Source organism: Buttiauxella noackiae (assembly GCF_000737905.1).
Lineage (GTDB): Bacteria > Pseudomonadota > Gammaproteobacteria > Enterobacterales > Enterobacteriaceae > Buttiauxella > Buttiauxella noackiae.
This window is the reverse complement of sequence record NZ_JPRU01000002.1, coordinates 522,997-549,533: the sequence shown is the minus strand read 5'-3', so window position 1 is coordinate 549,533 and position 26,537 is coordinate 522,997. Positions and strand designations below refer to the sequence as shown.

Genomic DNA, 26,537 nt, shown 5'->3' with positions numbered 1-26,537 from the left:
TAAAAGCCAAGGGGCAAAGCGCCCCTTGTCTTAACGCCGCTTCTTCCCACCCTGCACCGCTTTAAAACGCGGGTTACTTTTGCAAATCACATACAACCGCCCTTTACGCTTCACAATCTGGCAATCTGGATGGCGCTGCTTAGCACTACGTAATGAATTCAAAACCTGCATCTTTTACTCTCCCTTGCCAAAAAAACGACCGAAACGCTGCTGGAAACGAGCCGGACTGCCTTCATTGGTGAATGTTTTTTGTTTACCGGTGTAATGCGGATGAGAGGCTGATGAAACTTCCAGTGTGATATAGGGATATGTCACACCCTCAAGCTCGATTTCCCGGTCGGTCTTGATAGTCGAACCCACTTTAAAGAACTCATTGGCGGTAGTGTCGTGGAACACCACTGTTCGATAGAAAGGATGGATGTCACGTTTCATTTTCTTTTCCAGGATATGTTATAACATAACAATAAAGTAAAATATGAATGAAAAAAAAGCAAGCCTGTTTGCCACCAAACCTTAACAACCGTTGATTGCTAAATTCTGCAAAAGCTTAGAACCCCGCAAGGCAATAACTTAGAAGATAACAATATTGGGCGGCGTGGCGCAGTTGCGGCAATGTCATTTCCACGAACAACACATCAATCCAGAAGGGATAAACCATGAGTCAGCGCTGTCGTTGTGAAAATTATTGTTGGGTTAAAAAATCAAAACGTGACGGGAAAACATCTGAATTACGTGGAGTGCAAAATGAGCAAAACAACGACCCAGGCATTGCCAATACTCGATCTCTTAGCCCTTGATGGCACCGACACCGATCGCGCAGCCTTTCTTGAACAACTACGCCATGCCGCTCGTGACATCGGCTTCTTTTATCTAATAAATCATGGTATCAGCCCGGAACTGCAACAAGCCGTTCAGGATGAAGCTCAGCTGTTTTTCTCTTTACCTGATACAGAAAAACAGAAAGTCGCGATGATTCACTCCCCTCATTTTCGTGGTTACAACCGCGCTGCCAGCGAATTAACGCGTGGTAAACCTGACTGGCGTGAACAATTTGATATTGGCGCTGAACGCCCGGTACTTTCAGTCAGCCCATCACAACCAGGCTGGCTGCGTCTGCAAGGACCCAACCTCTGGCCTGAATCATTACCCACTCTCAGGCCGACTTTATTACAATTTCAGCGCGAAATGACCGCTGTGGCATTGAAATTATTACGCACTTTTGCATTAGCGTTGCAGTTACCGGCTAACAGCTTTGATGACCTGTATGGCAACAAACCCAACGAGCATATCAAGCTGATTCGCTATCCCGGCCAACAGGCTACCGATAGCAATCAGGGTGTTGGCGCTCACAAAGATTCCGGCTTCCTAAGCTTCCTGCTACAAGACAGGCAGCAAGGTTTACAGGTTGAAGTCACCCCTAATAACTGGATAGATGCAGCCCCTTTACCCGGCAGCTTTGTGGTGAATATTGGTGAGTTGCTTGAACTGGCGACCAATGGCTATTTGCGGGCCACGGTCCATCGAGTGGTGTCGCCTCCGCCAGGGCAGGAACGCCAGTCCATCGCATTTTTCCTCGGCGCACAGTTAGATGCCGTGGTTCCGGTTTACACATTACCTCCTGAGCTTGCAAGCCAGGCCCATGGCCCGGAAAGCGATCCTCACAACCCGTTACTGCGAGATGTTGGCTGGAACTACCTGAAAGGCCGCCTGCGCTCTCATCCCGACGTGGCGGAACGTTATTACCCGGATGTCTTGCGTAGCAGCACTGAACTCATCGCTTAAATATTGAAGGAAACCACCATGAAATATGCCTCTTTTAAACTGGCAGGGATTGCGCTGTCATTGACTCTGGCTTTTAGCGCTCAGGCAGCAGATACCTTACGCATTGCAGCAGATGCTGTGCCACACGCAGAAATCCTGGCCTTTGTGCAGAAACTCGATCCTAATTTAAAGCTTAAAGTCATTGAGCTTAGTAACGGCGTAAACGCCAACGAACTGTTGGCCAACGGAGATGTGGACGCCAACTACTTCCAGCATGTTCCGTATTTACGCGACCAGGAGAAAGCGTTAGGTAAAAAATTCACCGTTGCTGCCACCGTTCACATTGAGCCATTGGGGATTTATTCACATAAATATAAAGACCTGAAATCCGTTCCCGAGAATGCCACCATCGCCTTACCCAATAACGTTACCAACCTAAGTCGGGCACTCTATCTTTTGCAGGACAAAGGATTGATCACGCTGAAACCTGAATTTAAAGATGCTGCGCAAAACCAGGCGACACCGCGCGATATCGCCAGCAATCCTAAGAAGCTGAAGATTATTGAAATCGAAGCGCCGCAACTGCCGCGTTCGCTTGATGATGTCGATTTAGCCGTGATTAATGGTAACTACGCATTGGAAGCCGGTTTAACACCCTCAAAAGATGCGCTGGGATTGGAAAGTGCCACTCATAACCCGTATGCCAATATTCTGGTCACTAATCCAAATCTGGCAAACGATCCACGTATCAAGGAGCTGGCGAAAGATCTTCAATCACCACAGGTTGCTGATTTTATTCGCAAGCAGTTTAACGGCTCAGTGATCCCGGTTGCTACGCCACAGTCATGATAACCCTTGAGCGGCTGAGCAAGGTGTATGCCGGAGGAGGCCAACCGGCACTGGATGATATCTCACTGACTGTGCCCGACGGCGCAATCTACGGCATTCTCGGGCGCAGTGGCGCCGGGAAAAGCACCTTGATTCGCTGCCTTAATTTGCTGGAGCGGCCCACATCGGGCCGCATTCTGATGCAAGGTGTCGATATCACTACTCTCAATAACCGAGAGTTGCGGGTACATCGTCAACGCACCGGAATGGTATTCCAGCACTTCAACCTGATTCATGCGCGAAATGTGGCGGACAACATCGCCGTACCGTTAGAAATTGCGGGTCTTCCCCGTGAAGAACGACAAACACGCATCACGGAACTACTCGAGTTAGTCGGCCTTAGCGATAAAGCACAGGCTTTTCCTTCACAACTTTCCGGTGGGCAAAAACAACGTGTGGGAATTGCTCGTGCACTGGCTGCCCATCCTGATGTTCTGCTGTGTGATGAAGCGACCAGCGCATTAGATAGTGAAACCACCGCGTCCGTATTGGCACTGCTGAAGGATATTAACCATAAACTCGGCGTCACCATTGTGCTGATAACCCATCAACTGGAGGTGGTAAAAGCTATCTGTGACCACGCGGCATTGCTGGAACACGGCAAGCTTATAGAAAGTGGCTCGCTGTCTGAATTGCTGGTCATCCCCAGATCTCGTCTGCGTCAGGCTTTGCTCCCTGGAGATGCTGCGGAACAGGCATTCTTACGCCGTATTGGTATAACAAGGAGTCTATTATGCGAAGTCGCCTAGACTGGGGGGATTTATGGCCATTACTGCTCGATGGTTCGCTGGATACACTGTACATGGTAAGCCTTGCGGCATTGTTTACCGTGCTTATTGGATTGCCGTTAGGGGTACTGTTATTCCTCACTCGTCGTGATGGCGTATTACCCGCTCCGCTATTCAATCAGGTCATTGGCAGTGTCGTGAATGTCGGGCGTTCACTGCCGTTTATTGTGCTGTTAATTGCGCTGATTCCTTTTACCCGCATAATTATCGGCACTACGTTAGGCAGCACAGCCGCAGTGGTTCCGATAACTATTGGTGCCTTCCCCTTCTTTGCGCGTGTAGTAGAAAACGCGTTAGATGAGGTCGATAAAGGTCGTATTGAGGCCATTTTATCCATGGGAGGAAATGTCTGGCATATCATCACCAAAGTGCTGCTCCCCGAAGCGCTGCCTGCGCTACTGGCAGGGATCACTCTTACTATCGTAATGCTCATTGGTTTTTCGTCGATGGCGGGCGTAATTGGTGGTGGCGGTCTGGGAGATCTGGCGATTCGCTACGGTTACCAGCGGTTTAACGACCAGGTCATGGTTGGCACCGTTGTCATTCTGGTCGCGATGGTGCAATTGGTACAAAGTATTGGAGATCGTCTGGTGCGCCGCCTGGCGCACCGACGTTAAGCTTTAGGGTGATTGCTCAGCGAGATAAACGTTGGGCAATCAAACGTAACTCTTCAGCTATTTTTTGAATATCGCGATGTTCTTCAACCTGAGGCCCGGTTGAGTTTCGCACCACCAGTTTGGCTGGCAAGATTGATGATGAACGAAGTGTTTCGTTATCGCTCGCACTCAGAATACGCCGCACGGCCTCCCTACCCTGCAAATCTAAATCCAACGAAACCGTCGTCAGAGCCGGATAGAAAAAAGAGCTTTCATAAGTATCGTCATAACCGATAACCGACTTATGTCCGGGGATCGACAATTGATTCTGGTGAAAAGCACTAAGCACCCCAAGCGCCATCTGGTCATTCGCGACCAGCACCGCACTAAAGTTGGGGGTTTCACGTAACATTTGCAGGGCGCCAACATAACCACTTTGCGCATCCCAATTACCATGAATGACACTCACCGGTTTTAAACTGTAACCCTGGAGAGTTTCAAGCCAGCTCTTCAGACGTAGATTCGCCGAAACCGACGCCTTTGGCCCTGCCAGTAATGCAATGTCCCGATGCCCTAATTCATAGAGGTATTTAACGCTCGCTCGGGTGCCATCTGCTGGGTTAAACGAAACGTTAAACACGGAGCTGTAGGGGTCAACATCCAGAAATAAACAAATGACATCTTCATTCTCTGCCGCGATTCTCTCTGCCTCATCAGTCTCCAGGGGGACGTTGATAATCACCTTATCTACCCGCTGAGACTTGAGTTCATTGATGGAGTTTTGAATGCTTTGTTTTACGCTCTCATCAATCATGGAAATCAGCACCTGATAACCTTCAATATTGGCATAGTTTTTTACCGCCGCCGCGACTTGCGAAGGCGCGTGTAATGCCAATGAAGTGGTGACCAGCCCCACTGTCATACTTTGCTTGCCAACTAACTGTTGCGCAACACGGTTAGGTACGTATCGCAACTGCTCTATGGATTGTTCAACCTTGCGGCGCGTAGCCTCCGAAACATTGGCTGATTTATTCAGCACTCTTGAAACAGTCTGGTAAGAAACCCCTGCATGGCGGGCAACATCTTCTAAAGTGGCGCTTTTCGACTTCATAGTCAGGTTCCCAGTAAGTGTTCTTCAATAATTGTATCAGGGCAATAAATTAAATGACTAATCGCCCAATTCGACCTCTCACCCGACAAAACAATTGTACTACGATCACATATCAAAAACTGGTGAGCCCCGTCACTTATTGTTACAAATAACGCTGATTTATTTGCACTAAATCACAATAAATCAACTAACCAATTGCTTGAAATTATGTTTAGGCATTTTATTGCACCCGTTATGTGAACGTAATACAAAACTATAAAGGGGATAACATGAAAACCAGCTTACGCACTTTGTCCGTCGCGTTAGCCGTTGCGCTGACTTCACCATCTGTATTTGCAATCGAAAAAATTGACTTCCACGGCTATCTGCGTTCTGGCGTAGGTGTATCAAGCGATGGAGGGCTGCAAGAATGGCAAAAGAACAAAGTAGGTCGCCTTGGTAACGAAGCGGACACATATGGCGAGCTGGAGTTAGGTTCTGAGGTTTATAAAAAAGATGATGTTAGTTTCTACCTCGACAGCATGATCAGCATGGTGTCCGACGGTTCTAACGATAGCGAAACCACCTTTAATGACGATGCACAATTCGGCCTGCGCCAGCTAAACCTACAAATTAAAGGTCTCGTTCCCGGTGATAAGAATGCGGTTATCTGGGGCGGCAAGCGTTACTACCAACGCCACGACTTACATATCATTGACACCAAATACTGGAACATTTCTGGTTCTGGTGCAGGTATTGAAAACTATACCGTTGGCCCTGGTGCTGTATCTCTTGCCTGGATTCGTGGCGATGCCAACGATGTCGATTACCGGGTTGACGGTGACAATGACGTAAATATCAACTACATCGACTTGCGTTATGCAGGCCTGAAACCATGGGCAGGTTCGTGGGTCGAAGTGGGTATTGACTACGCAATGCCAAATTCTACTGATAAACAAAAAGAAGAGTACGGCGGTTTATATGATGCCGACAATGGTGTCATGCTTACTGGCGAAATTAGCCAGGATATGTTCGGCGGCTACAATAAGACCGTTCTGCAATACGCTAATAAGGGACTAGCCCAGAATATGGTTTCTCAGGGGGGCGGTTGGTATGACATGTGGAATATGACCAACGATGCAAAAGGCTATCGTGTTATTAACACAGGTCTTATCCCTATTACTGACAAATTCTCTATCAACCATGTTTTGACCTGGGGTTCTGCCGATAATATTACACAGTACACCGACGATACCAGTCTGTTCTCGCTTGTAGGCCGTGCTCAATATCAATTTACGCAATATGTTCGTGCAATTGGCGAAGTAGGTGGTTTCTACCAAAAAGACAATTACAAAGACGGTTCTAACTATAAGCAAAGCGGTGAGAAATATACCATTGCTTTAGGTTTAGCTGATGGCCCTGACTTCATGTCTCGTCCAGAACTACGTGTATTTGCATCTTATTTAAATGATTCAGAAAATGGCAAGCCATTCAACGACCGTACTGCTAGCGATACCTGGAACTTCGGTGTCCAGGTCGAAGCATGGTGGTAATGCCATTACTCATATTGCAGTAAACAGTATCAGGGTTGTATCTCCAAAGATCATTGACGAATTTATTACCCATTATTGCCACTCGTCACTTAGTGCATAACATTATTTATGCTTTGGCTAAACTTTGTGATAACCACCAAAAGTGGTTATCACTTTTTATTTTAAACGGTTATTTTTACGACTTAGAAAAATGCTCATCCATTATCTTTCGTAAATTATCAGACTGCTTACCAAATATTGCATGAACTTCCTTCCCTAATATCACCACACCTAGCGCACCTGTTTTCTGTAATGTATCAGTATTCACTTTCGATAAATCATCTACAGTGACACGCAGGCGGGTAATACAAGCATCAATATTTTTAATATTCGGTTTCCCACCAAAATATTGAAGTAATAACTCAGCTTGCTGCTCCTCATCTTCAGTTAATAACACTACTGGTTTGGGGTGGGAAAAATAATGCATAAACGATTTCAGGCTGATCATAACATCCACCTTGAGTAAGTTAATTTAGGGTATAAAAATGCCCACTCGGATGAGTGGGCGGATAAAGCTATCGACCTCAGGCGAGGCGACGGTTTAGAACACGGCTTCCCCATGGTGCAAGAATTAAGTTTCCCTGTACGGTTTGCTTACCGACCATATCGAGGAACTCTGCAGGCAGTGTCACCGACTGCTCCAGGGCACTGTAATTCTGTACGACAATAAACTCGCTCTCGCCATCGGTACGGCGATGGGCAGTCACCCCTTGCGGGAATGTACAATCCAGGGCTCGAGGCAAATTGAGTTCGTTTACAATGTTGTTAAAGAAATCGCGCTGGAAGGCTGCATCATTACGAGATGCCACATACCAGGCTTTACCTTTGCCGACATGATTCACTGTCACCGCCGGATAACCCGCGTAGAAATCATCACGATAGTGAGCTAAAACCTGGGCGCCTTCTGAATGAATCAATTCACACAGATGGCGCACCTGATATGGCCCTTGTAGGCCTGCATTATTTCCGCTCAATCCCTGGACAATGTTGCTTTCGCCATCAGCCAGACAGTCAATTTCCTCGGCCCAAATACCCAATAATGGGCGTAGTGGGCCAGGGAATCCGCCGAGGTGACATAAATCAGTCTCATTCACCACACCGCTCCAGTAGGTGGCAACAAACTGCCCACCTTGCTCGACAAAACGAGTCGCTTTTTCGGCAAAACCTTCGCGTACCATATACAGCATCGGCGCAATAACCAGTTTATAACCAGAAAGATCGCAATCAGCGTTAATCACATCAACAGCAATACCCTGCTCCCAGAATGGACGGTAATGATCGACGACCGTCTTTTCATATTCCATGCCACAGTTGCGCGGGCCTTGCGCATCATCCATTGCCCAACGGCTTTCCCAGTCGAAAATAATTGCGACTTGCGATTCAACACGGCTTCCCGTCACCGGTGCCATTTGTTCCAGAATACGTCCAAGCTCGCTAACTTCACGCCCTACACGGGTGTCGATATGTCCGACATGGTCCACGATAGCGCCATGGAATTTTTCGACCGAACCGCGGCTTTTACGCCACTGGAAATACTGTACGGAATCAGCACCGTGCGCCACAGCCTGTAACGAGGAGAGAATGTGCATACCCGGTTTCTTCAACTTGCTGGTAGGCTGCCAGTTGGTAGCACTCGGCGTAGACTCCATCAGGACAAATGGTTTGCCTTGTTTAAGGGTTCGCATCAAGTCGTGATACATCGCGGTGTAACACGCCAGTTGTGTTTCATCTTCTTCACGATGCCACATCGGGTAACTGTCCCAGGAGATAAAATCAATCGCCTGAGCCAGCTTCCAATAATCGTAATCGTAGAAATACTCCATAAAGTTGGTAGTGGTCGGCAATTCAGGATTAGCCGCCTTTAGCGGTTTAGCCTCCTCGATGCAGAACTCGGTGACTTGAGCGGTATTAAAACGACGCCAATCGAGATTCAGACCATGAATCGACACTTCCCCTTGCGGAGCAGGAGACTCAATTTGCGACCAATCCGTATAAGTATGGCTCCAGAAGGTACTCCACCAGGCTTCATTAAGTTTTTCAAGAGTCTGATAACGGTCCTGTAGCCACAAACGGAATTTTTGCTGGCAGCGATCGCAATGGCACTCGCCACCATATTCATTAGAAATATGCCAGCCAATAACCGCGGGATGATGAGCATAACGCTCTGCCAGTTGCTGGTTGATCTGTTGCACTTTTTTGCGATATACCGGCGAAGTCATACAGTGGTTGTGTCGCCCACCGTGTAACGCAGGAACTCGGTCACGCCCGACACGCAATACCTGCGGATATTTTTGCGACATCCACGCAGGACGGGCTCCGCTTGGTGTTGCCATAAAAACATGAATTCCCGCGGCATAAAGCTTTTCAACTATTTCATCAAGCCAGGCGAAGTCATATAACCCTTCATGAGGTTCAAGTTTCGCCCAGCTAAATATCCCCACAGACATAACATTGCATTTCGCTTGTTTCATCATGGAAATATCTTTATCAATAATGCCCGGATAATTCTCCCATTGTTCCGGATTATAATCAGCGCCATGCAATAACGCAGGAAGCTTTGCGCTCAGTGGTGGAAATTTAGACATAAAAAATCCTTAAATAAAAAATATATAGGGCCGCACTGAATGGCGAAACTAATTAAAAACTTTCACAGAAGGTAAGACTTTTCCTTTACAGTCGAATAGCGCCTGATTTTCGCGAGCATTGCCCGTTTTCCATTTATCATGGGTATATTCCATACCGGCAGGCGTGGCCCAGGTATTTCCAGGCACGGCAATCCAGGTCGGTTCCCAATAAAATACGCCCTTCCCTTTTCCTTGAGGAACATCAATAACGCTTTGCATCAGATCATGAATAAAGTTTGCTTGCCCCTGAACGGTGCCAGGATATCCCCCATCCTTTTCTTCTTTCTCTGTAAAACTATTTTCCGCGTTATCACAATTCTCCAGGGTATAAGCGTAAGCAGCTTCAACTACGATGACATCTTTTTGATAACGTTGACTGATATCGTCCATATTGGCTTTTAAGGCGCTAATTGGCCCATTCCAATAGGTGTACATCGACAGGCCGATAATATCGAACGGGACATTACGTTTGGTTATTTCATCAAACCACCAATGGAAGGTGTCATTTTTAGTACCCTCGGCCAAATGCAGCATGATTTTTACATCTGTTGGCGATGCCAGGTTCTCACGCAAGCCGCTAATTGCTGCATTTAAAAGCCCCGCCAGACGGTCAAACTCGCCTCCACCTTGCCCCCAGCTTTTCCCTTCCGGCCACAACATACCGCCATTAATTTCATTACCGATTTGCACCATTTCTGGTAATACACCCTCTTTTTTGAAGGTGGCAATCGTGTCACGCGTGTAGTCATGAATCGCCGTTTTAAGCTGGTCGTAATTCATGTTCTGCCATGCTTTAGGCTTGAATTGTTTACCCGGATCGGTCCAGAAGTCGCTGTAATGGAAATCAAGTAGTACCTTCATTCCCTGTGCTTTTGCGCGCTTAGCCAATTCAAGAGTGGTAGCCAGGTCGTTGCTTCCGCCACCATAAGTCTGCCCGGTACTGTCTTTCGGATCGACCCACAGACGTAGACGAACATAGTTCACGCCATTGTGTTTCAGGATAGCAATCGGATCTTGTTGAACATTTTGTTCATTATAGAACTTGCCCCCCTGACGCTCGACCTCAGCGAGTGTCGAAATATCAGCACCTTTAATAAAATCTGCCGGTGCATTTTTTAAAGGTGCAATTGTGATGGAATCAGCTGCGTGAGCCACATTCATCATGCCAAGTGATAAACAAACAGCCAGTAAAGCGGGTTTAAACATTTTCATCGTCTTATCCCTTAGTACTTCCTGAGGTCAGCCCGGAAACAAAGTATTTCTGCAATGCCAGGTAGAGAATCGCTACTGGCACGGCAATTAATACCGCTCCTGCTGCGTAAGTGGTGTAACTCGCGCCCATTTTTTGGGCGACCAGGTTATACAAACCAATTGGCAACGTATATTTATCAGGGGTGCGCAGAATGGTGCTCGACAAAATAAAATCGCCCAGCGGACCGGTGAAAGAGAACAGCGCAACCACCGCAATTATCGGTTTTGAAAGTGGCATAATAATTTCGATAAAGATACGGAAATTGCTTGCCCCATCCATGCGTGCAGACTCATCGAGATCTTTTGGAATCGCATCGAGATACCCTTTCATCAGATAAGTATTCATCGGAATCATGCCGGCCACATAAATTAAGACCAGCGCCAGGTGGCTGTTAATCAATCCCAATAACTGTGACAGCACAAAGATGGCAATCAATGCGGAAAACTGTGGGATCATTTGTAGCAACAGGAACAACATCAACCCATTCTGGCGCCCTTTAAAACGAAAGCGTGAGAATGCATACGCCGTAAAACTGACGCTAATTAAGGTAAAGAACATGGTCAGGAAACTGATTTTCATCGAGTTCCAATACCACGTCATATAGTTAACCTGGCCATTAAACAGGTCGGCATAATGTTGGAAAGATAAGTTCTCAGGAATTATTGACGTACTGAGCAAACTGTTACCCGCATTCAATGACGCCCCGACTGTCCAGATCAGAGGGTAAATAATGATTACCGAGACAAAAATAATAACTAACCAGGAAAGTGATAAACGAATCCACTTCTCTTGTTTAATACTTTGTGACTTAGCCATGTTCTCGTTCCTCATGCCATATCATCATTTTTAAATGATTTCGTTGCACGGAATTGCCACAACGCCAGGCCAACTACAAAAATGGAAAGCAAAATAGTGATGGTTGCTGCTATCGCATATTGTGAAGAGGACATGGTCAATTTATAAATCCATGAGACTAATATGTCTGTGCCACCGGCATTTGACCCCGCTACGGCTGGGCCACCGTTATTAAACAAGTAGATGATATTGAAGTTATTAAAGTTAAAGGTGTATTGGGTGATAATAATTGGCGCAATTGAATACAGTACCAATGGCAGTGTAATCGTGCGTAATTTAGTCCAGGTACTCGCGCCATCCATGGTGGCGGCTTCATACAAATCATCAGGAATCGCCTGTAATACTCCCGTCGTCATCGCAAAGACAAAGGGGAAACCAAGCCATGTTTGCATCATTATCAACGCCGTTTTCGTCCAGAACGGGTCTGTCATCCAGGCTTTTGGCGCTATGCCGAAGAAAGCCAGAATCGCGTTATTGATGACACCGAATGAGTCGTTAAACATCCCGGCAAAAACCAGTATTGTCACAAAGCCAGGTACTGCCCATGGCAGAATGAAAATAGTACGAATCAGTGGTTTAAAACGGAGATCTTTTTGATTGACCAAAATCGCCAACATGACCCCGACCGTACATTGCAAAGTCGTAGCCAAAAGTGTCCACACTACAGTCCATTGCAATACATCAAAGAACGTGGAACGCCAGATAGACAGGGTGAAAATATTGACGAAGTTTTTAAATCCAACCCAGTCAACCAGCTTCGCCGGTGGTGTGTGATATAAGTTGTAGTTGGTAAAAGCAATTGAAAAGCCAAACAGAATCGGGAAAATCACAGCGAATACCAGCAGGATAAATCCTGGGGTAATCATCAAATAGGGGAAGCCCTCGCTTAACAGCAATTGGTACTGTTTACGCACGCTATTAAGAGGAATGCCAGCATCGCGTTTCTTCCCATTAATCCAGGCATCGCGGAATGATAAATAATAAATTGCCACTCCAAATCCGATAATCAACACACTGATTATCCCTTCGGCTAGCAGGAAAATTGAGTTATCACGCGGAACTTGTTCGCCCAGGGTATATAAACCCCACAGTCCTTCTTTTAGAAAATCATAAAACACACCAATAAAGCTGCTTATCAGAACGAGAAAGATAAGCCCCTTGACCCATTGGCGATGATAAAACTGACCAAAACCAGGTACGATTGCGCATAACACCGCGCTAATGGCATGGCGACCAGACTGTTTCGTTACCGCTACGTTATCGCCGGAACTGATAATCACACACTGCTCCTTTTTCCAACACTCTTGAGACTGCCCACCTGGCGTTGATTTACATAACCAGTTTGAACCCAGCCCCTTGTCACATCTGACCTGAATTCAAACTGACTGTGTTTACCCTGCGGGTTACTGATTGCTGGCCTGCATTGCTTCAATTTGCATATTGATTTGCTTAACTGCATTGTCGAGCGCGGCCTTCGGCTGTTGCTTGCCGGTTACGCTAAGTTCCAGCGCGGCATTAGCAGGGCCCCACACTTCACCCATTTCAGGAATTCCCGGCATGGCTGAAGCACGGCTTGCCTGGATAGCGACAGCACTGGCTTTCTCGTCGTTTTTAATCACAGGGTCATCAATCATCGCAGTCAGCGCTGGGATCTCTTTCGTAACCTGATAGCGAGTTTTCACATACTGTGGCTGGTTGATGAATTCAATAAATTGCTGAGCCAGCGCTTTATCTTTGCTCCAGGTTGAAACCACATAGCCTTTAACACCAAGGAAGGAACTCATCTCTTTACCATTAGGAAGCAGTGGCAAAGGTGCAACACCATAATTAACGCCTGCGGCTTCATAAGGCTGGAATGCCCAAGGTCCGTTAATGACCGCCGCAGCTTTTTTCTCGGTAAACAGTGAGTCGATAGCATTGAGGCCGTTATCACCAAGGATCCCTGTCGGGAATAAGCCATCGGCATAGAATTTCTTCAGATAAGTTACCGCTTCAACAGCACCTGGTGTATTCAGACCTACGTCATCCGCTTTCAGGCCACCCTTATCGTTTTTGCCAAAGATATATCCGCCCATTGGCGCGATAACACCCCAGCTGTAATAAATTTGATCAAACTTGGCGAGCAGACCGTACTTGTTTTCTGCACGCTGCTTTTTAGAAAATTCAGCATATTCATCAAGCGTGGCGAGAGGTTTTGGCAACAGGTCTTTGTTGTAAATCATTACCAGAGTTTCTACCGCTTTTGGTAAGCCATAGAGTGTGTTGTCCATGGTGAAGGCAGCAATAGACGTTTTGGTGAAGGAGTCGGTTATCGCCGGAGCAACGCTTAAAGGTGCGACCAGGCCTTGCACCACTGCACCACCTAACTGGTCGTTAGGAATCACGAGTACATCAGGGCCAATTCCAGCCGGGCCATCCAGACGTAGTTTCTCAATCTGCTGAGCAAAAGGCGTTTCCAGCACGTTAACTTTAACCTGATGCTGTTTTTCAAAATCCGCGATGGCTTCTTTGATACCAGCCGATTTCTTAATGTCTTCCCAGACTGTTAGCTGCTGAGTCGCAGCATGGGCAGCCATGCTGGCAAATTGGGTTACCGCTAATGCAGTTAAAACAAGTGCAGTGATTTTATTGGTTTTCATTATCGCTCCTTGTGAAGGTATAACATTTTTATGTTTAATTTTCTAAATCAAACGAACCCACGACGTACTGAAATCTTGATTGGTGGCGCTTGTAGTACATTCACACCAGTTATCTTACAATGTTATACGCTACGCTTTGATGCCTGTTAACTCTATAAAAATCTCCCTATTGTGTGATCATGATTGCAGAAATGAAATCCAGCGATAGGGGCATAAATAGAGCGAAGTTATAGTCTTTACACGCTTTTTCATCATCACGCATACTTACTGTGAATTGTTATACGTAATACATAAAATCAAAAACACGTCCTGTAAAACCATGTGATGACCCATGACTGACAATTTTCGAGGATGACCGGATGTCCAGTATTAGACTGAGAAACGTGACCAAACGCTTTGGTAAAACCGAAACACTCCACAACATCAATCTTGATATTGAAGACGGAGAATTTGCGGTATTCGTCGGCCCCTCTGGTTGTGGGAAATCAACGCTATTGCGCATGATTGCAGGGCTTGAGGAGATAAGCGGGGGCGAGGTGTTGATTGGTGATGAAGTGATGAACGATGTCGCTCCTTCCCATCGCGGGGTGGCGATGGTATTCCAGTCTTATGCACTTTATCCACACATGACTGTGGCCGAAAACATGGGCTACGGGTTAAAAGTTAATAAAGTACCGAAAGAGCAGATTCGCCATCAGGTAGAGATGGTTGCGAAAACCTTGCAGCTTTCGCATCTATTGGATCGCAAACCTAAACAATTATCCGGTGGCCAACGTCAGCGTGTCGCAATTGGACGCGCCATCGTTCGTAACCCGCGCGTATTCATGTTTGATGAACCGCTTTCTAACCTCGACGCCGAACTGCGTGTAGATATGCGTCTGCATATCGCCAAGCTCCATCAGGAAATGAAAACAACGATGGTCTATGTCACCCACGACCAGGTCGAAGCGATGACACTGGCCGATAAAATTGTGGTGATGAACTACGGAAAAGTTGAGCAAATGGGCTCACCGATGGCGCTTTATTACAACCCGGTAAACAAGTTTGTCGCAGGCTTTATTGGTTCACCTAAGATGAACTTCCTGCCAGCGAAAGTTGAGAGCTGGCAGCCTGATGCATTAATGGTGACCGTCGATGATCACCACTGCCTGACGCTTGCCGTTCGCACTGCGCCGTTGCAGACGGGAGAATGCATCACATTGGGTTTACGTCCTGAACATCTCAACGTGGCAGGCGCAGAGGAGACGTCGCAAACGCTGGACTTCCATTGTGAAGTGGTAGAGCGACTAGGGAACAATACTTATCTGTTTGGTCAGTGCCATGGTCATGATGGCTTTAAAATGTTGCTACCCGGTGATGTTCATTTCAGCCCATACCAGAAACTTAAGCTGAACTTTGAGGTGGGACATTGCATGGTGTTTAACGAGGAAGGAATGCGGATTAGTGAAGAAACGCCTGTGCCTCACGAATAACTGGCAACTGATTTAAACCAACGGGGGCAAATGTCCCCCTTTTTTATTCCTTATTCATCGGAAATATAACTACCTGAGACACTCACTTTCACAGCTTATCCCACCATCGAGGCAGGAAAACATAACATCGCCTATGCATGTGAGATAGACTGTTCTCGTCTATCAAAAACCATTATAAAAACTCACTTCTTAACTGGGTCTTAAAGAATGACATCCCGAAAGCTCATCAGCCTGGTAAGCGGTGTACTTATTTTGGCAGTTTTGCTACCTATTTTGTTAAGCATTTATCTTGCTCATCGTAATGCCGAACACGCATTTCACGATGAATTAGGTGACTTTGCCGATCATGCATTGCTACGCACGGGCACAGTCATCGACCAGGCTGTTTCTGCGATTAATGATATTAACCGCTTTAATGACAATACCTGTTCGCAAGCACACGCAGAAGCCATGCATCGAATCGCTCTTGAATATCGCTATGTGCAAGAAGTGATGTTTCAGGAAGATGAGCATATTTTGTGTACTTCACTTGAGTCTATTACTCATGCCGCGACATTAGGTAAGCCAGACCGTCAGGGCATTCATGGTTATAACGCATGGTATACCACTCCACCGATACCCGATTTTCAGCGCAAAATGGTCTATATAGGTAAGGACCCCCATCTTGCTTTAATTGACCCAATGTCATTTATTGATGTTCTCCCCTTTGGCAATTACACATTAAATATTGCAATGATTGGGCTGCATAATAATCAGCTTATTGCCAGCAACAGCCGATATATCCCTGAAACATGGCATGAAGCACTGGAACAAGGTACGGACGAATTTCAAAGCAACAACAATTTCTATGTGATACGCCGGGATAATAATCTTGGCCTGGCCATGATTGCCTGGGCGTCAATGGAACCCCTGACGACCGCATGGTATCAGCAATTGTTTATCTGGTTACCAGTGGGGTTAATCATAAGCCTCGCCGCAGGTGGAGTCTTAATTCGTATTTTGCGTCGGTTGTTATCGCCTCGTAACAGGCTGATGGATGCTATCAAAAACAATGAATTTAGCGTGGTTTATCAACCTATTGTTCATCTTCAAAGCGGCGAGATTGTCGGTGCGGAAGCCTTAATTCGTTGGCAGCAACAAGATGGCTCAATGTTAAACCCGGATGTGTTTATCCCACTGGCGGAGCAAACAGGGTTGATAACACAATTAACAGAGCAGGTCATTAAGCGTATATTTCATGAGCTGGGCGATTGGTTAAGCAAGCATCCTCATCATCATGTTTCTGTGAACATGGGGGTTCAGGATGCACGTAGCCTGCATATTCTTGATTTCACTCGCCCGTACCTGTCTCGTTATTCAGTTCATCCAAAACAAATAGCATTTGAGATTACTGAACGTGGTTTTTCTGACCCGAAAATTACAGCACCTATTATTGCGCAATATCGAAAAGCCGGGCATGCCATCTATATTGATGATTTTGGAACCGGTTATTCCAGCCTGAGTTATTTACAAGACCTCGATGTTGATATCCTTAAAATAGATAAATCATTCGTTGATGCCCTGGAATATAAAAATGTCACTCCGCATATTATTGAAATGGCAAAAGCTCTGGGTATTTTGATGGTGGCCGAAGGCATTGAAACCCCTTGCCAGGCGGCATGGTTGCGCAAACAGGGTGTGCAGTACGGACAGGGCTGGTTCTTCAGTAAAGCCCTGTCTAAAAAAGAATTTATCGAGTGGGTAGCAAGCTCTTGTGCCAGGAAATCAAAATCTCCTGAAAACACTACTTCACACCAAGACGTTTCGCCAGGCGGTGTAAATTAGCGACATCCAGCTGCAGTTGCCGGGCACTCGCAGCCCAATTACCCGCATTAGCCTCCAGCGTGCTGATAATAATCTGCCGCTGGAAATCATCAGTCGCCGTACGCAAGTTATCGACCTCAGCCACTTCAGCAACAGGCGTACTGGCAGGTTTAACCTCAGTATCCGTCAATTGAAAATGCTGCGGCTCCAGCCAGATTTCGCCACCTGGTTTACCCGCGCGCGCAAGCACTGTAGCGCGATAAAGAGCATGCTCCAGCTCGCGAATATTTCCGGGCCAGTCGTATCGACGCAGTAATTCACGAGCGCCATCCGTCAAGGCGACCTGTTTCAATCCCATTTTTACGCGGCTTTGCTCGCAGAAAAACCCAGCTAATAGCGTGATGTCATCGCCCCGTTCACGTAGCGGTGGCACATGCAGTGGAAAAACGCTCAGGCGGTGAAACAGATCGGCCCGAAACTCACCCGCCAGTACATGCTGCTTTAAGTCACGATTGGTCGCTGCCAGCACCCGCACATTTACCCTTTGGCTGCTGTCATCGCCCACCCGCTGAATATCGCCGTACTGTAAAACCCGCAGCAGTTTGGATTGCAGCGTTAAAGGCAATTCCCCTATTTCATCCAAAAATAGTGTGCCGTTATCAGCCATTTCAAATTTGCCGGTTCGGTGGTGAATCGCGCCGGTAAAAGCCCCTTTAACGTGGCCGAACAATTCACTCTCCGCCACGCTTTCCGGTAAAGCGGCGCAGTTCAGGTAAACCAGCGGATTTGCGGCACGTGCCGAACCACTGTGAATCGCACGCGCCACCAGCTCTTTACCGACCCCGGTTTCCCCGGTGATAAGCACATTCAGATCGGAACCCGCAACGATCTCTATCTCTTTCTTGAGCTGCATTATTCCCGCAGACAACCCGACCATTTCGCCACTACCTGTCTTGGCCATGATGGGAGCTGCGGTCACCGCAGATGTTTGATTCTCAAGCTGTTCCATTAACAAAGCGTTATTGAGTGCCCCCGCAGCCAATACGCTGATTAAACGCAGTTCTTCATCACTGAAATGGTCGAACTGCGCAGGATCCATGCCATCCACCGTGAGCGCGCCGATCAGGTTCTGATCGGCAAACAATGGCAGGCCCAGACACGCATGGACTTTCAGATCGGTGTGGTCGGGAATCAGGCCATCGTAAGGATCGGGCAATTCACTTTCTGCCGGGAACCGCACCACGTCACCCGCACGGGCAATGGCTTCCAGGCGCGGATGTTCGTCGAGATCAAAACGCCGCCCTAGCACATCGGCCGCCAGGCCATCAATTGCCAGCGGGCGAAACTGACGGGATTCATAACGCAGTAATGCCGTGGCGTCGCTGCCTAAAAGCTGACGCAGCGTACGAATCAAACGAGCAAAACGATCCTGATGGGAAATACCGCTTTGCAGGTCGATAGCGATATTGGCAAGAGAGGTAATTGAAAGGCTCATAAAAAGCTCCAGAAACAGATGCAATAACTGTAGCTTTTGATAGTCAAAAAGACAATCACATTGTTAAATTGACACTATTCAACACTGTCTTTTTGACTATCAAAATTAATCATTATTTATAAAAATCATTATAAATCAATTAAATAAAAAGTTGGCACACCGTTTGTATTATGTCAGGTACGAGCATCATTTTTTAATTTCTTCTTGAGGTACTGACAAATGGCTATTTTAGTTAAAAACAACATTCAATGGGTTGGTCAACGTGACTGGGAAGTACGTGATTTTCACGGTACCGAATACAAAACATTGCGCGGCAGCAGCTACAATAGCTATTTGATTCAGGAAGAAAAAAACGTGCTGATCGATACTGTCGATCACAAATTTAGCCGCGAATTCGTTCAGAACCTGGCGCGTGAAATCGATTTGAGCAAGATTGATTACGTTATCATCAACCACGCAGAAGAAGATCACGCAGGTGCGCTGTCCGAACTGATGTCCCATATTCCGAACACGCCCATTTACTGCACCGCGAATGGCGTGGATTCAATCAATGGTCACCATCATCATCCAGAATGGAACTTCAATGTGGTGAAAACCGGTGACAGCCTGGATATCGGTAACGGTAAACAGTTAATCTTCGTTGAAACTCCAATGCTGCACTGGCCAGACAGCATGATGACTTACATGACCGGCGATGCGGTACTGTTCAGTAACGATGCTTTCGGTCAGCACTACTGCGACGAACACCTGTTTAATGATGAAGTCGATCAGGGCGAGTTGTTCGAGCAGTGCCAACGCTATTACGCCAACATTCTGACGCCGTTCAGCCGCCTGGTAACACCGAAAATTACCGAAATCCTCGGCTTCAATCTGCCTGTGGATATGATTGCCACTTCCCATGGTGTGGTATGGCGTGACAACCCAACGCAAATCGTTGAGTTGTATCTGAAATGGGCGGCGGATTATCAGGAAGATCGCATCACGATTTTCTACGACACCATGTCCAACAACACACGCATGATGGCAGATGCTATCGCACAGGGCATCACCGAAGTTGACCCACGCGTAGCGGTGAAAATCTTTAACGTCGCTCGCAGCGATAAAAACGAAGTTCTGACCAATGTATTCCGTTCTAAAGGCGTTCTGGTTGGCACCTCCACAATGAATAACGTGATGATGCCGAAAATTGCGGGTCTGGTTGAAGAGATGACCGGCCTGCGTTTTCGCAACAAACACGGTAGCGCGTTTGGTTCCCACGGCTGGAGCGGCGGCGCGGTGGATCGTTTGTCTACACGTTTGCAAGATGCTGGTTTTGAAATGTCCCTGAGCCTGAAAGCTAAATGGCGTCCGGATGGCGATGCGCTGGAAATCTGCCGTGCACACGGTCGTGAAATAGCTCGCCAATGGGCTCTTACTCCACTGCCCGTTGCGACAACTGAAGCAGCTGCACCTCAGGAAACCGTTGCAGAAGTCAAAACCTGCGCTGATTTAGGCCCAAGCATGCAGTGCAGCGTTTGCCAGTGGATCTACGATCCGCAAACCGGTGAACCAATGCAAGATGTTGCACCTGGCACGCCATGGAGCGACGTACCTGATAACTTCTTGTGCCCGGAATGCTCACTCGGTAAAGACGTATTTGACGTGTTGGCTACGGAGGCAAAATGAATCATGGCATTGTAATCATTGGCTCGGGCTTCGCCGCCCGCCAACTGGTCAAAAACATCCGTAAACATGATGCACAGGTACCTGTGCGCATGATTGCCGCTGATAGCATGGATGAGTACAACAAACCCGATCTCAGCCACGTTATCAGTTTGAATCAACGCGCAGAGGATCTCACCCGGCAGCGTGCCGGGGAGTTTGCTGAACAATTTAATCTGACGCTAAACACCAATACATGGGTGTCGGACATCGACCCACGTGAACGCATGGTTAAATGTGGCAGTCAGCAGTTTTCATACGACAAACTGGTACTGGCAACGGGCTCAAGCGCCCTGCTTCCGCCAATTCCAGGCAAAGAATTGATGCTGACGCTAAACAGCCAACAGGAGTACCTGGCATGCGAATCATCACTGCACGATGCACAGCGCGTGATGATTTTAGGTGGCGGCCTGATTGGTACAGAATTGGCGATGGATTTTTGCCGTGCGGGTAAACAGGTGATTGTGGTGGATAACTCCGCAAGCCTACTCGCCTCACTGATGCCTGCTGAAGTGAGTAGTCGCCTTCAGCACCGCCTGAATCAAATGGGTGTGGAACTGTTATTTAACCAACGTCTGGAGTCCCTGAGCAAAACGCCACAGGGCATCAGCGCAGCATTAAGTAACGGGAGAATTGTCGGCGTCGATGCGGTTGTGGCTGCCATCGGCCTGCGCCCTAATATCAGTCTTGCGCAGCATGCCGGGATTGCAGTAAGCCGGGGTATTCAGGTTAACCGCCAGTTGCAGACATCGGACGCGAATATATACGCTCTGGGCGACTGTGCAGAAATTGACGGTAAAGTGCTGCCATTCCTGCAACCGATTCAGTTTAGTGCCATGACGCTTGCTAAAAATCTGCTCGGTGCCGCCGATGGTCTTGCGCTTCCGGCAATGCTGGTCAAGGTGAAAACACCTGAACTGCCATTGCATCTGGCGGGTGAAACGCAGCGCACGGATTTAAGCTGGCAAATCACCGCAGATCCGCAGGGTCTGATTGCCAAAGGCTTTGATGAAGCGCAGCAGTTGCGCGCGTTTATTGTTAGTGAAGCCCATATGAAGCTGGCGTTTGGTTTACTGCGGGAATTAGTGCTGTAGATTTTGAATCAATCACCCTCACCCTAACCTTCTCCTGCTAACCCTCAGGGAGCGGGTCGGGGTGAGGGTGACCTTATCATTAGTCTAATCATTCATCCAGAATTGGCGCAAAGCCACCATAGATCATACGTTTGCCATCAAATGGCATCGACTCGCCAAACTCTTTCATCCTTGGGTCAGACATCATCTTCGCATTCGCGGCATCCCGCACTTCTTTAGATGGGTACTCAATCCAGCTAAACACCACTTCTTCGCTCTCCTGGGCTTTCACCGCCATGCGAAAATCAGTGAGTTTGCCGTCAGGCACATCATCAGCCCAACACTCTACGACGCGTATCGCACCAAACTCTTTAAATAACGGTGCCGCTTTTGCGGCTAACTGCTTATATGCTTCTTTATTGTCTGCGGGTACCGCAACAACGAAACCATCAACGTAACTCATTGTGAACCTCCACGGTGTGGGGAATACGGGCAGATAATTTCCACCCGTGATGATTACGATTGATAAGTTTAGTCGTTAAGAATGGATACTACCCGCTCATAATTTGAGCAGCATCTCATATTGGGTAATGGGATCCTGCCTGTAGCCACTGCTCAAATAAAGTGGTGCCAGCTGCTCAGGGATAGCTGTAGCGGTATATAACCCTGGGAAACGTTCACGCAGTAACGTAAGCAATTTTTTCGCCTGCCCTTTACCACGCGCTAGCGGGTCAACATAGAGCATACGGAGTCTGGGCTGCGGGGTTGTGGCAACCATTGCGTATGCAATGTCGTTAAGAACGTAGGCTTTACCCGGTAATTTATAGAGCGTTTCAGGTGCGCTTAACCACGGCAAATTCAGGCTGTCATCCGTCATCATTTTTTTCGCCATCACCAGCGGGTCGATTTCCTGCAATTCGCCGGTTTCTGTAAATTGCGGCGACTGAGTAGTATCAAACCCGACCAATGTCTGCTGGCGAACAAAACCCATACGTTCATACAATGACACCCCACTCTCGTTGCCAACAATAACTTCCAGCCAAAAGTTACGGTCACCGCGCCCGCACGCACCATCAATTAATTCCTGCATGAACAGTTTGCCAAACCCCTGCCCACGCAATTCCGGGCGAATAGCGAATGCAGCAAGGCGACAACTTTGCCCTCGGCGTGTGATTAGCGCCAGTGCTTTTGGCTCACCATTGTGCGTCCAGACTCTACTGTCATTGAAACTGATATCTTCAGCGCTAAAACGTGAAGCAAAAGTTTCACCATCAATGGTGAAAGGGACCAGATATCCTTCAAAACAGTGGGAAAGAATTTCAGCCAACTGATGGCTACTCCAGTGCACCGCCGCGTTGCTGATAACCTTGCTATTCATCGCTACCTCATCCAATGGGGGTTTGGCTTCAACATTAGGGCACGATCGTCGGTTCAACCAGGTTTTTTTGTGCATGCTTTTGAATGCGGAACCATGGCAAACAGAGCTGAATCAGCGGGCCAATTGCCAGCGCGTAGAGCACCGTACCTACGCCAAATGTGCCTCCCATCAGCCAGCCTGCCAGTAAAACCGTTAGCTCAATTGAGGTTCGCACACTACGTACAGACCAGCCAGTACGGGCGTTGATTCCGGTCATCAAGCCATCACGCGGGCCAGAGCCAAAACCTGCACCGATATACATTCCGGTAGCAATGGCATTCACCAAAATAGCGGCAAATAGTAAGAAACTTCGTGCCACCAATGATTCAACCGGCGGCATTATTGCTAACGCGGCATCAGCGGCAAGTCCCAAAACAATCACGTTGCTTATCGTGCCAAGACCTGGTTTCTGGCGCAGTGGAATCCACAGCAGCAGTACCAACGCACCGACCAAAATCATCACCATGCCAATATTGAGGGAGAAGATCTGAGCAACGCCTAAGTGGAATACATTCCAGGGATCAGCACCTAAATTGGCACGTACGAACATAGCCGTGGACACACCGTACAATACCAGCCCGATATACAGTTGCAGCAATCGACGAGCAATCATTATCTTCACCTCAGAGATCTTTTGTGGCTTTACTATTATGGAAAATGGTTACTATATTAAGGTCCAGTTAATACAAAGTGGATTGCTATGGCACAGCGCAGAACGGGTTCAGTATCTCTGGTAAAACTGCTGGGGAATTGGCATCAGGATTTACCGCGTACTCCGGTGTATCGGCAACTGGCGGATGGATTACGGTTATTGATTCTGGATGGACGCTTACCTTTGGATAGCCGACTGCCGGGGGAACGTGAATTGGCCGCAGCACTGCGCGTAAGCCGCACGACGGTCGCCACTGCGCTGGCACAATTACGTGATGAGGGATATCTGGCAAGCCGCCAGGGTTCCGGTTCCGTCACAATGTTGCCGGAAGGCAAGCAAACCGTTTCGCCCCTCCCCGGGCGTGCCACAACCCTGGATCTTTCAACCGCAGCACTTTCCGCCGGGCCGGAAATTCATCAGGCCTATGCTAACGCGCTGATTGCATTACCTGAACACTTGATTAGCACCGGTTACAATCAACAAGGTTTAGCTGAATTACGTCATGTCATTGCACAACGTTATGTCGAGCGTGGACTGCCAACAAATGCCGATCAGATTATGATAGTTAATGGTGCGCTCAGTGGTTTTGGCCTGGTTTTGCGCCTGCTGACAGGCCCAGGCGACCGCGTAGTTCTTGATCACCCCACCTACCCTATGGCACTCACAGCCATTAAAGGCGCTTCATGCCGGGCCGTTCCCGTAAGCCTGACCGAACATGGCTGGGATACCGATGGGTTCGCGGCAACCATTGCACAAACCTCACCCCGTCTCGCCTATTTACTTGCCGATTTTCATAACCCAACCGGGCACTGCATGGATGTTGCAACACGTTCAGCCATTGCTGATATTGCCGCAAGGACACGTACCACCATAGTGGTCGATGAAACCATGGTAGACCTGTGGTATGACAATCCACCACCGCCTCCACTAGCCGCTTTCGACGAAGCGGATCGGGTTATCACGCTGGGCTCTGCCGGGAAAAGTTTCTGGGGAGGCTTACGATTGGGTTGGATTCGCGCCAGCTCGCGCACCATTGCTTCGTTGATTCAAATTCGCGACTCGTTGGATTTAGGCTCGCCAATACTCGAACAGCTCGCCGCCATCAATCTGTTTAATGAGGCCGAAAACTTCCAGCCGCAACGCCGCGAAATGCTACGTCAGCAACGTGATGCCTGCGCGGAGATCGTTAAAGAATTATTCCCGGACTGGAAAATGACGGTCATACCGCAAGGCGGTTTATCCTGGTGGATTGAACTACCAAAACCACTGGCTACGGTTTTTGCGGCAAGCGCAGAGGCTATCGGTATCCGTATTGGCGCAGGGCCACGCTTCGGCGTTGACGGGGCGTTTGAGCGTTATTTACGGCTACCGTTCACACTTGAGCCCGCGCAAATGCGTGCCGCACTAGAACGATTACAGCCTATTTGGGAGCACCTGGCACAAACAGGAAGTTATTCAGGCAGAGGTATGGTGGTTTAGAAAGTATGTGATTGTGTATGAGTAAAACGTTTGGGAGGATTTAAGGCTGAATCTTTGATACCCAGAATTGGGTGGGGGCCCTGCCAGCTACATCCCGGCACACACGTCATCTGCTGCGGCTGCTTCCTTCCGGACCTGACCGAATTCACAAATTAGTGTTGCGGGAGAACCAACAGGGCCCCCATTGAGAGCGCTAGTTACCTAACGCGCTGGCGCATTATCCATGTTGCCCTATGCAATTGCAAGCAAGGAGCGGTCAGGTGTTGCTTTCTTGCGCAGCCTCCGTTTTTCTTTTCAGTTTAGCCTACGCCGATTATCCTTAGCGGCATCCTGCTATGGAGTTTTCTATGGATAATCACGACTCATTCCCACAACGCGTTTACCAGATTATCGCTGCTATTCCAGAAGGGTTTGTCACAACATACGGTGACGTAGCACGCCTGGCGGGTTCACCACGTGCCGCAAGGCAAGTGGGTGGCGTTCTCAAACGTTTGCCCGAAGGCAGCAAATTACCCTGGCATCGCGTGGTCAATCGGCATGGACAGATTTCCCTCACTGGCCCGGATCTGCAACGCCAACGGCAAGCCCTGCTTTCAGAAGGCATAATGGTTTCTGGAGATGGGTATATTGATATGGAACGTTATCGCTGGAATGGCTAAAAAGCGCCTCCGCAGAGGCGCATTCGATCAGAACTGCGTCGGCGCAGGAACCGCTGAAGAAGGGTTTACCTGAGTCGGTGAAGTTAATGGCACTGTTGTTGCCGCTCCGCCACTAGTCTGAACTGGGACCGCCGTTTGCTGAACAGGAACCAGCGTCAGATCCACTTTTGTCCCGCCCTGATTCACTGCCGGCTGAATGGTATCGGTGATAAACATCAGTTTATCGTTCACGGTGATGGCCGCACTCAGGATAATGCGCGCGTTTGGCTGTATATCGGCCGGGTTAAACGGCAGCACAAAACTGAACGGAGACTGTTTCCCTTCGGTACGCACCGCTTTTTGCGCCAGCACTTTTGACGGAGCATCCGCCAAAGAGGCATCAGATAAAGTTACAGTGAGTACTGCATCAGGCGGCAATGCGACTTTCTGACGAATCCAGACCGTACCAGAAACGTTAGGCTGTTTAATATCAGACTGAGCCGTTGCCGCTGCGGATGAGGTCGTTGCAGCAGGTGCAGGCGTTGGGATATCGGCACTTTTCTGCGCGCATCCCGCCATCGCAACAGCAATGGCTAAACCACTTAACGTGTGCACAAGTTTCATTGATTTGTTCTCCTTATTATCAATGCACCCGCAAGCCTGAGGCCTACGAGTAATGAGTGGTTAAACATGCTTATCACGCTAAGTGTGGCACATATAAC

The 26,537-nt window shown here is 48.0% G+C and carries 25 protein-coding genes and 1 other RNA gene; 11 read left to right on the top strand and 15 right to left on the bottom strand.

Annotation, left to right across the window (positions count from 1 at the left end; translation table 11 throughout):
* Window positions 1-30: 30 nt before the first annotated feature.
* Together ykgO and IX31_RS10950 are read right to left on the bottom strand one after the other, a co-directional pair.
* A complete protein-coding gene (gene ykgO, locus IX31_RS10955) occupies window positions 31-171 on the bottom strand; it encodes a type B 50S ribosomal protein L36 (protein ID WP_034458060.1) in 141 nt (46 codons plus the stop codon).
* Between the two features lie 3 nt (window positions 172-174).
* On the bottom strand, window positions 175-432 hold the full coding sequence (locus IX31_RS10950) for a type B 50S ribosomal protein L31 (RefSeq protein ID WP_034458058.1): 258 nt from the start codon (window positions 430-432) through the stop codon (window positions 175-177).
* 312 nt (window positions 433-744) lie between these two features.
* Here IX31_RS10950 and IX31_RS10945 point away from each other — a divergent pair, with 312 nt between their 5' ends.
* Genes IX31_RS10945 through IX31_RS10930 form a run of 4 tightly spaced genes read left to right on the top strand, consistent with a single transcriptional unit; the run spans window position 745 to window position 4,054 of the window.
* A complete protein-coding gene (locus tag IX31_RS10945) occupies window positions 745-1,782 on the top strand; it encodes an isopenicillin N synthase family dioxygenase (RefSeq protein ID WP_034459990.1) in 1,038 nt (345 codons plus the stop codon).
* 18 nt (window positions 1,783-1,800) lie between these two features.
* Window positions 1,801-2,610, top strand: coding sequence for a MetQ/NlpA family ABC transporter substrate-binding protein (locus tag IX31_RS10940; protein ID WP_034458056.1), 810 nt, complete (start codon window positions 1,801-1,803; stop codon window positions 2,608-2,610).
* The gene (locus tag IX31_RS10935) at window positions 2,607-3,398 is read left to right on the top strand and encodes a methionine ABC transporter ATP-binding protein (protein ID WP_081908658.1); all 792 of its coding nucleotides are present in this window, start codon (window positions 2,607-2,609) and stop codon (window positions 3,396-3,398) included. The genes IX31_RS10940 and IX31_RS10935 overlap by 4 nt, the downstream gene beginning before the upstream one ends.
* A complete protein-coding gene (locus IX31_RS10930; protein ID WP_034458054.1) occupies window positions 3,383-4,054 on the top strand; it encodes a methionine ABC transporter permease in 672 nt (223 codons plus the stop codon). Before IX31_RS10935 ends, IX31_RS10930 begins: the two co-directional genes overlap by 16 nt.
* A 16-nt stretch (window positions 4,055-4,070) precedes the next feature.
* Here IX31_RS10930 and IX31_RS10925 read toward each other — a convergent pair whose 3' ends face one another.
* Window positions 4,071-5,144, bottom strand: coding sequence for a LacI family DNA-binding transcriptional regulator (locus IX31_RS10925; RefSeq protein ID WP_034458052.1), 1,074 nt, complete (start codon window positions 5,142-5,144; stop codon window positions 4,071-4,073).
* A 269-nt stretch (window positions 5,145-5,413) separates the two neighbouring features.
* Between IX31_RS10925 and IX31_RS10920 the strand changes: the two genes are divergently transcribed.
* The gene (locus IX31_RS10920; RefSeq protein WP_034458050.1) at window positions 5,414-6,676 is read left to right on the top strand and encodes a maltoporin; all 1,263 of its coding nucleotides are present in this window, start codon (window positions 5,414-5,416) and stop codon (window positions 6,674-6,676) included.
* Window positions 6,677-6,851: 175 nt separating this feature from the next.
* Here IX31_RS10920 and IX31_RS10915 read toward each other — a convergent pair whose 3' ends face one another.
* The 6 genes from IX31_RS10915 to IX31_RS10890 form a co-directional block, all read right to left on the bottom strand.
* Window positions 6,852-7,163: a PTS sugar transporter subunit IIB gene (locus IX31_RS10915; protein ID WP_034458048.1), complete on the bottom strand. Its 312-nt coding sequence runs from the start codon at window positions 7,161-7,163 to the stop codon at window positions 6,852-6,854.
* Between the two features lie 76 nt (window positions 7,164-7,239).
* Window positions 7,240-9,300: a beta-galactosidase gene (locus tag IX31_RS10910; RefSeq protein WP_034458046.1), complete on the bottom strand. Its 2,061-nt coding sequence runs from the start codon at window positions 9,298-9,300 to the stop codon at window positions 7,240-7,242.
* Window positions 9,301-9,348: 48 nt separating this feature from the next.
* Window positions 9,349-10,551: a glycoside hydrolase family 53 protein gene (locus IX31_RS10905; RefSeq protein WP_034458045.1), complete on the bottom strand. Its 1,203-nt coding sequence runs from the start codon at window positions 10,549-10,551 to the stop codon at window positions 9,349-9,351.
* 4 nt (window positions 10,552-10,555) lie between these two features.
* Entirely contained in the window at window positions 10,556-11,407 is an 852-nt protein-coding gene (locus tag IX31_RS10900) for a sugar ABC transporter permease (RefSeq protein ID WP_034458043.1), read from the bottom strand.
* A gap of 11 nt (window positions 11,408-11,418) precedes the next feature.
* Window positions 11,419-12,726: a carbohydrate ABC transporter permease gene (locus IX31_RS10895; protein ID WP_034458041.1), complete on the bottom strand. Its 1,308-nt coding sequence runs from the start codon at window positions 12,724-12,726 to the stop codon at window positions 11,419-11,421.
* Between the two features lie 123 nt (window positions 12,727-12,849).
* Window positions 12,850-14,085, bottom strand: a complete 1,236-nt coding sequence (locus tag IX31_RS10890; protein WP_034458039.1) for an extracellular solute-binding protein — start codon at window positions 14,083-14,085, stop codon at window positions 12,850-12,852.
* 359 nt (window positions 14,086-14,444) lie between these two features.
* On the opposite strand from IX31_RS10890, the gene IX31_RS10885 reads away from it, so the two are divergent.
* The gene (locus IX31_RS10885; protein WP_034458037.1) at window positions 14,445-15,557 is read left to right on the top strand and encodes an ABC transporter ATP-binding protein; all 1,113 of its coding nucleotides are present in this window, start codon (window positions 14,445-14,447) and stop codon (window positions 15,555-15,557) included.
* A gap of 207 nt (window positions 15,558-15,764) precedes the next feature.
* The gene (locus tag IX31_RS10880; RefSeq protein WP_051880678.1) at window positions 15,765-17,381 is read left to right on the top strand and encodes an EAL domain-containing protein; all 1,617 of its coding nucleotides are present in this window, start codon (window positions 15,765-15,767) and stop codon (window positions 17,379-17,381) included.
* Here the strand turns inward: IX31_RS10880 and norR are convergent.
* Entirely contained in the window at window positions 17,341-18,855 is a 1,515-nt protein-coding gene (gene norR / locus IX31_RS10875; RefSeq protein WP_034458036.1) for a nitric oxide reductase transcriptional regulator NorR, read from the bottom strand. The genes IX31_RS10880 and norR overlap by 41 nt on opposite strands.
* 219 nt (window positions 18,856-19,074) lie before the next feature.
* Between norR and norV the strand changes: the two genes are divergently transcribed.
* Window positions 19,075-20,520: an anaerobic nitric oxide reductase flavorubredoxin gene (gene norV, locus IX31_RS10870; RefSeq protein WP_034458034.1), complete on the top strand. Its 1,446-nt coding sequence runs from the start codon at window positions 19,075-19,077 to the stop codon at window positions 20,518-20,520.
* On the top strand, window positions 20,517-21,650 hold the full coding sequence (gene norW, locus IX31_RS10865) for an NADH:flavorubredoxin reductase NorW (protein WP_034458032.1): 1,134 nt from the start codon (window positions 20,517-20,519) through the stop codon (window positions 21,648-21,650). Before norV ends, norW begins: the two co-directional genes overlap by 4 nt.
* An 88-nt stretch (window positions 21,651-21,738) precedes the next feature.
* On the opposite strand, the gene IX31_RS10860 is transcribed toward norW, so the two are convergent.
* The 3 genes from IX31_RS10860 to yczE all read right to left on the bottom strand — a co-directional run bounded on the left by IX31_RS10860 (window position 21,739) and on the right by yczE (window position 23,656).
* On the bottom strand, window positions 21,739-22,092 hold the full coding sequence (locus tag IX31_RS10860; protein ID WP_034458030.1) for a DUF1428 domain-containing protein: 354 nt from the start codon (window positions 22,090-22,092) through the stop codon (window positions 21,739-21,741).
* A 96-nt stretch (window positions 22,093-22,188) separates the two neighbouring features.
* Entirely contained in the window at window positions 22,189-23,007 is an 819-nt protein-coding gene (locus tag IX31_RS10855; RefSeq protein WP_034458028.1) for a GNAT family N-acetyltransferase, read from the bottom strand.
* A gap of 34 nt (window positions 23,008-23,041) precedes the next feature.
* Window positions 23,042-23,656 (bottom strand): membrane protein YczE, encoded by a 615-nt coding sequence (gene yczE / locus IX31_RS10850; protein WP_034459983.1) that lies wholly within the window; start codon window positions 23,654-23,656, stop codon window positions 23,042-23,044.
* A gap of 90 nt (window positions 23,657-23,746) precedes the next feature.
* On the opposite strand from yczE, the gene yczR reads away from it, so the two are divergent.
* Window positions 23,747-25,177 (top strand): MocR-like transcription factor YczR, encoded by a 1,431-nt coding sequence (yczR, locus tag IX31_RS10845; RefSeq protein ID WP_034458026.1) that lies wholly within the window; start codon window positions 23,747-23,749, stop codon window positions 25,175-25,177.
* A 78-nt stretch (window positions 25,178-25,255) separates the two neighbouring features.
* Here yczR and ffs read toward each other — a convergent pair.
* An RNA gene (ffs, locus tag IX31_RS22335) (signal recognition particle sRNA small type) lies at window positions 25,256-25,352 on the bottom strand.
* A gap of 172 nt (window positions 25,353-25,524) precedes the next feature.
* Here ffs and IX31_RS10840 point away from each other — a divergent pair.
* Entirely contained in the window at window positions 25,525-25,836 is a 312-nt protein-coding gene (locus IX31_RS10840) for an MGMT family protein (protein WP_034458024.1), read from the top strand.
* Window positions 25,837-25,863: 27 nt separating this feature from the next.
* Here IX31_RS10840 and IX31_RS10835 read toward each other — a convergent pair whose 3' ends face one another.
* A complete protein-coding gene (locus tag IX31_RS10835; protein WP_034458023.1) occupies window positions 25,864-26,439 on the bottom strand; it encodes a YbaY family lipoprotein in 576 nt (191 codons plus the stop codon).
* Between the last annotated feature and the right edge of the window lie 98 nt (window positions 26,440-26,537).

Bases quoted from the DNA above. Each gene is read 5' to 3' on its own strand.
- IX31_RS10920 (WP_034458050.1), top strand. From the start codon at position 5,414: ATGAAAACCAGCTTACGCACTTTGTCCGTCGCGTTAGCCGTTGCGCTG.
- IX31_RS10925 (WP_034458052.1), bottom strand. From the start codon at position 5,144: ATGAAGTCGAAAAGCGCCACTTTAGAAGATGTTGCCCGCCATGCAGGG.
- IX31_RS10835 (WP_034458023.1), bottom strand. From the start codon at position 26,439: ATGAAACTTGTGCACACGTTAAGTGGTTTAGCCATTGCTGTTGCGATG.
- IX31_RS10890 (WP_034458039.1), bottom strand. From the start codon at position 14,085: ATGAAAACCAATAAAATCACTGCACTTGTTTTAACTGCATTAGCGGTA.
- IX31_RS10935 (WP_081908658.1), top strand. From the start codon at position 2,607: ATGATAACCCTTGAGCGGCTGAGCAAGGTGTATGCCGGAGGAGGCCAA.
- IX31_RS10860 (WP_034458030.1), bottom strand. From the start codon at position 22,092: ATGAGTTACGTTGATGGTTTCGTTGTTGCGGTACCCGCAGACAATAAA.
- yczR (WP_034458026.1), top strand. From the start codon at position 23,747: ATGGCACAGCGCAGAACGGGTTCAGTATCTCTGGTAAAACTGCTGGGG.
- IX31_RS10945 (WP_034459990.1), top strand. From the start codon at position 745: ATGAGCAAAACAACGACCCAGGCATTGCCAATACTCGATCTCTTAGCC.
- IX31_RS10905 (WP_034458045.1), bottom strand. From the start codon at position 10,551: ATGAAAATGTTTAAACCCGCTTTACTGGCTGTTTGTTTATCACTTGGC.
- IX31_RS10885 (WP_034458037.1), top strand. From the start codon at position 14,445: ATGTCCAGTATTAGACTGAGAAACGTGACCAAACGCTTTGGTAAAACC.
- IX31_RS10950 (WP_034458058.1), bottom strand. From the start codon at position 432: ATGAAACGTGACATCCATCCTTTCTATCGAACAGTGGTGTTCCACGAC.
- IX31_RS10930 (WP_034458054.1), top strand. From the start codon at position 3,383: ATGCGAAGTCGCCTAGACTGGGGGGATTTATGGCCATTACTGCTCGAT.
- IX31_RS10855 (WP_034458028.1), bottom strand. From the start codon at position 23,007: ATGAATAGCAAGGTTATCAGCAACGCGGCGGTGCACTGGAGTAGCCAT.
- IX31_RS10840 (WP_034458024.1), top strand. From the start codon at position 25,525: ATGGATAATCACGACTCATTCCCACAACGCGTTTACCAGATTATCGCT.
- norR (WP_034458036.1), bottom strand. From the start codon at position 18,855: ATGAGCCTTTCAATTACCTCTCTTGCCAATATCGCTATCGACCTGCAA.
- IX31_RS10910 (WP_034458046.1), bottom strand. From the start codon at position 9,300: ATGTCTAAATTTCCACCACTGAGCGCAAAGCTTCCTGCGTTATTGCAT.
- ykgO (WP_034458060.1), bottom strand. From the start codon at position 171: ATGCAGGTTTTGAATTCATTACGTAGTGCTAAGCAGCGCCATCCAGAT.
- norW (WP_034458032.1), top strand. From the start codon at position 20,517: ATGAATCATGGCATTGTAATCATTGGCTCGGGCTTCGCCGCCCGCCAA.
- norV (WP_034458034.1), top strand. From the start codon at position 19,075: ATGGCTATTTTAGTTAAAAACAACATTCAATGGGTTGGTCAACGTGAC.
- IX31_RS10940 (WP_034458056.1), top strand. From the start codon at position 1,801: ATGAAATATGCCTCTTTTAAACTGGCAGGGATTGCGCTGTCATTGACT.
- IX31_RS10915 (WP_034458048.1), bottom strand. From the start codon at position 7,163: ATGATCAGCCTGAAATCGTTTATGCATTATTTTTCCCACCCCAAACCA.
- IX31_RS10900 (WP_034458043.1), bottom strand. From the start codon at position 11,407: ATGGCTAAGTCACAAAGTATTAAACAAGAGAAGTGGATTCGTTTATCA.
- IX31_RS10880 (WP_051880678.1), top strand. From the start codon at position 15,765: ATGACATCCCGAAAGCTCATCAGCCTGGTAAGCGGTGTACTTATTTTG.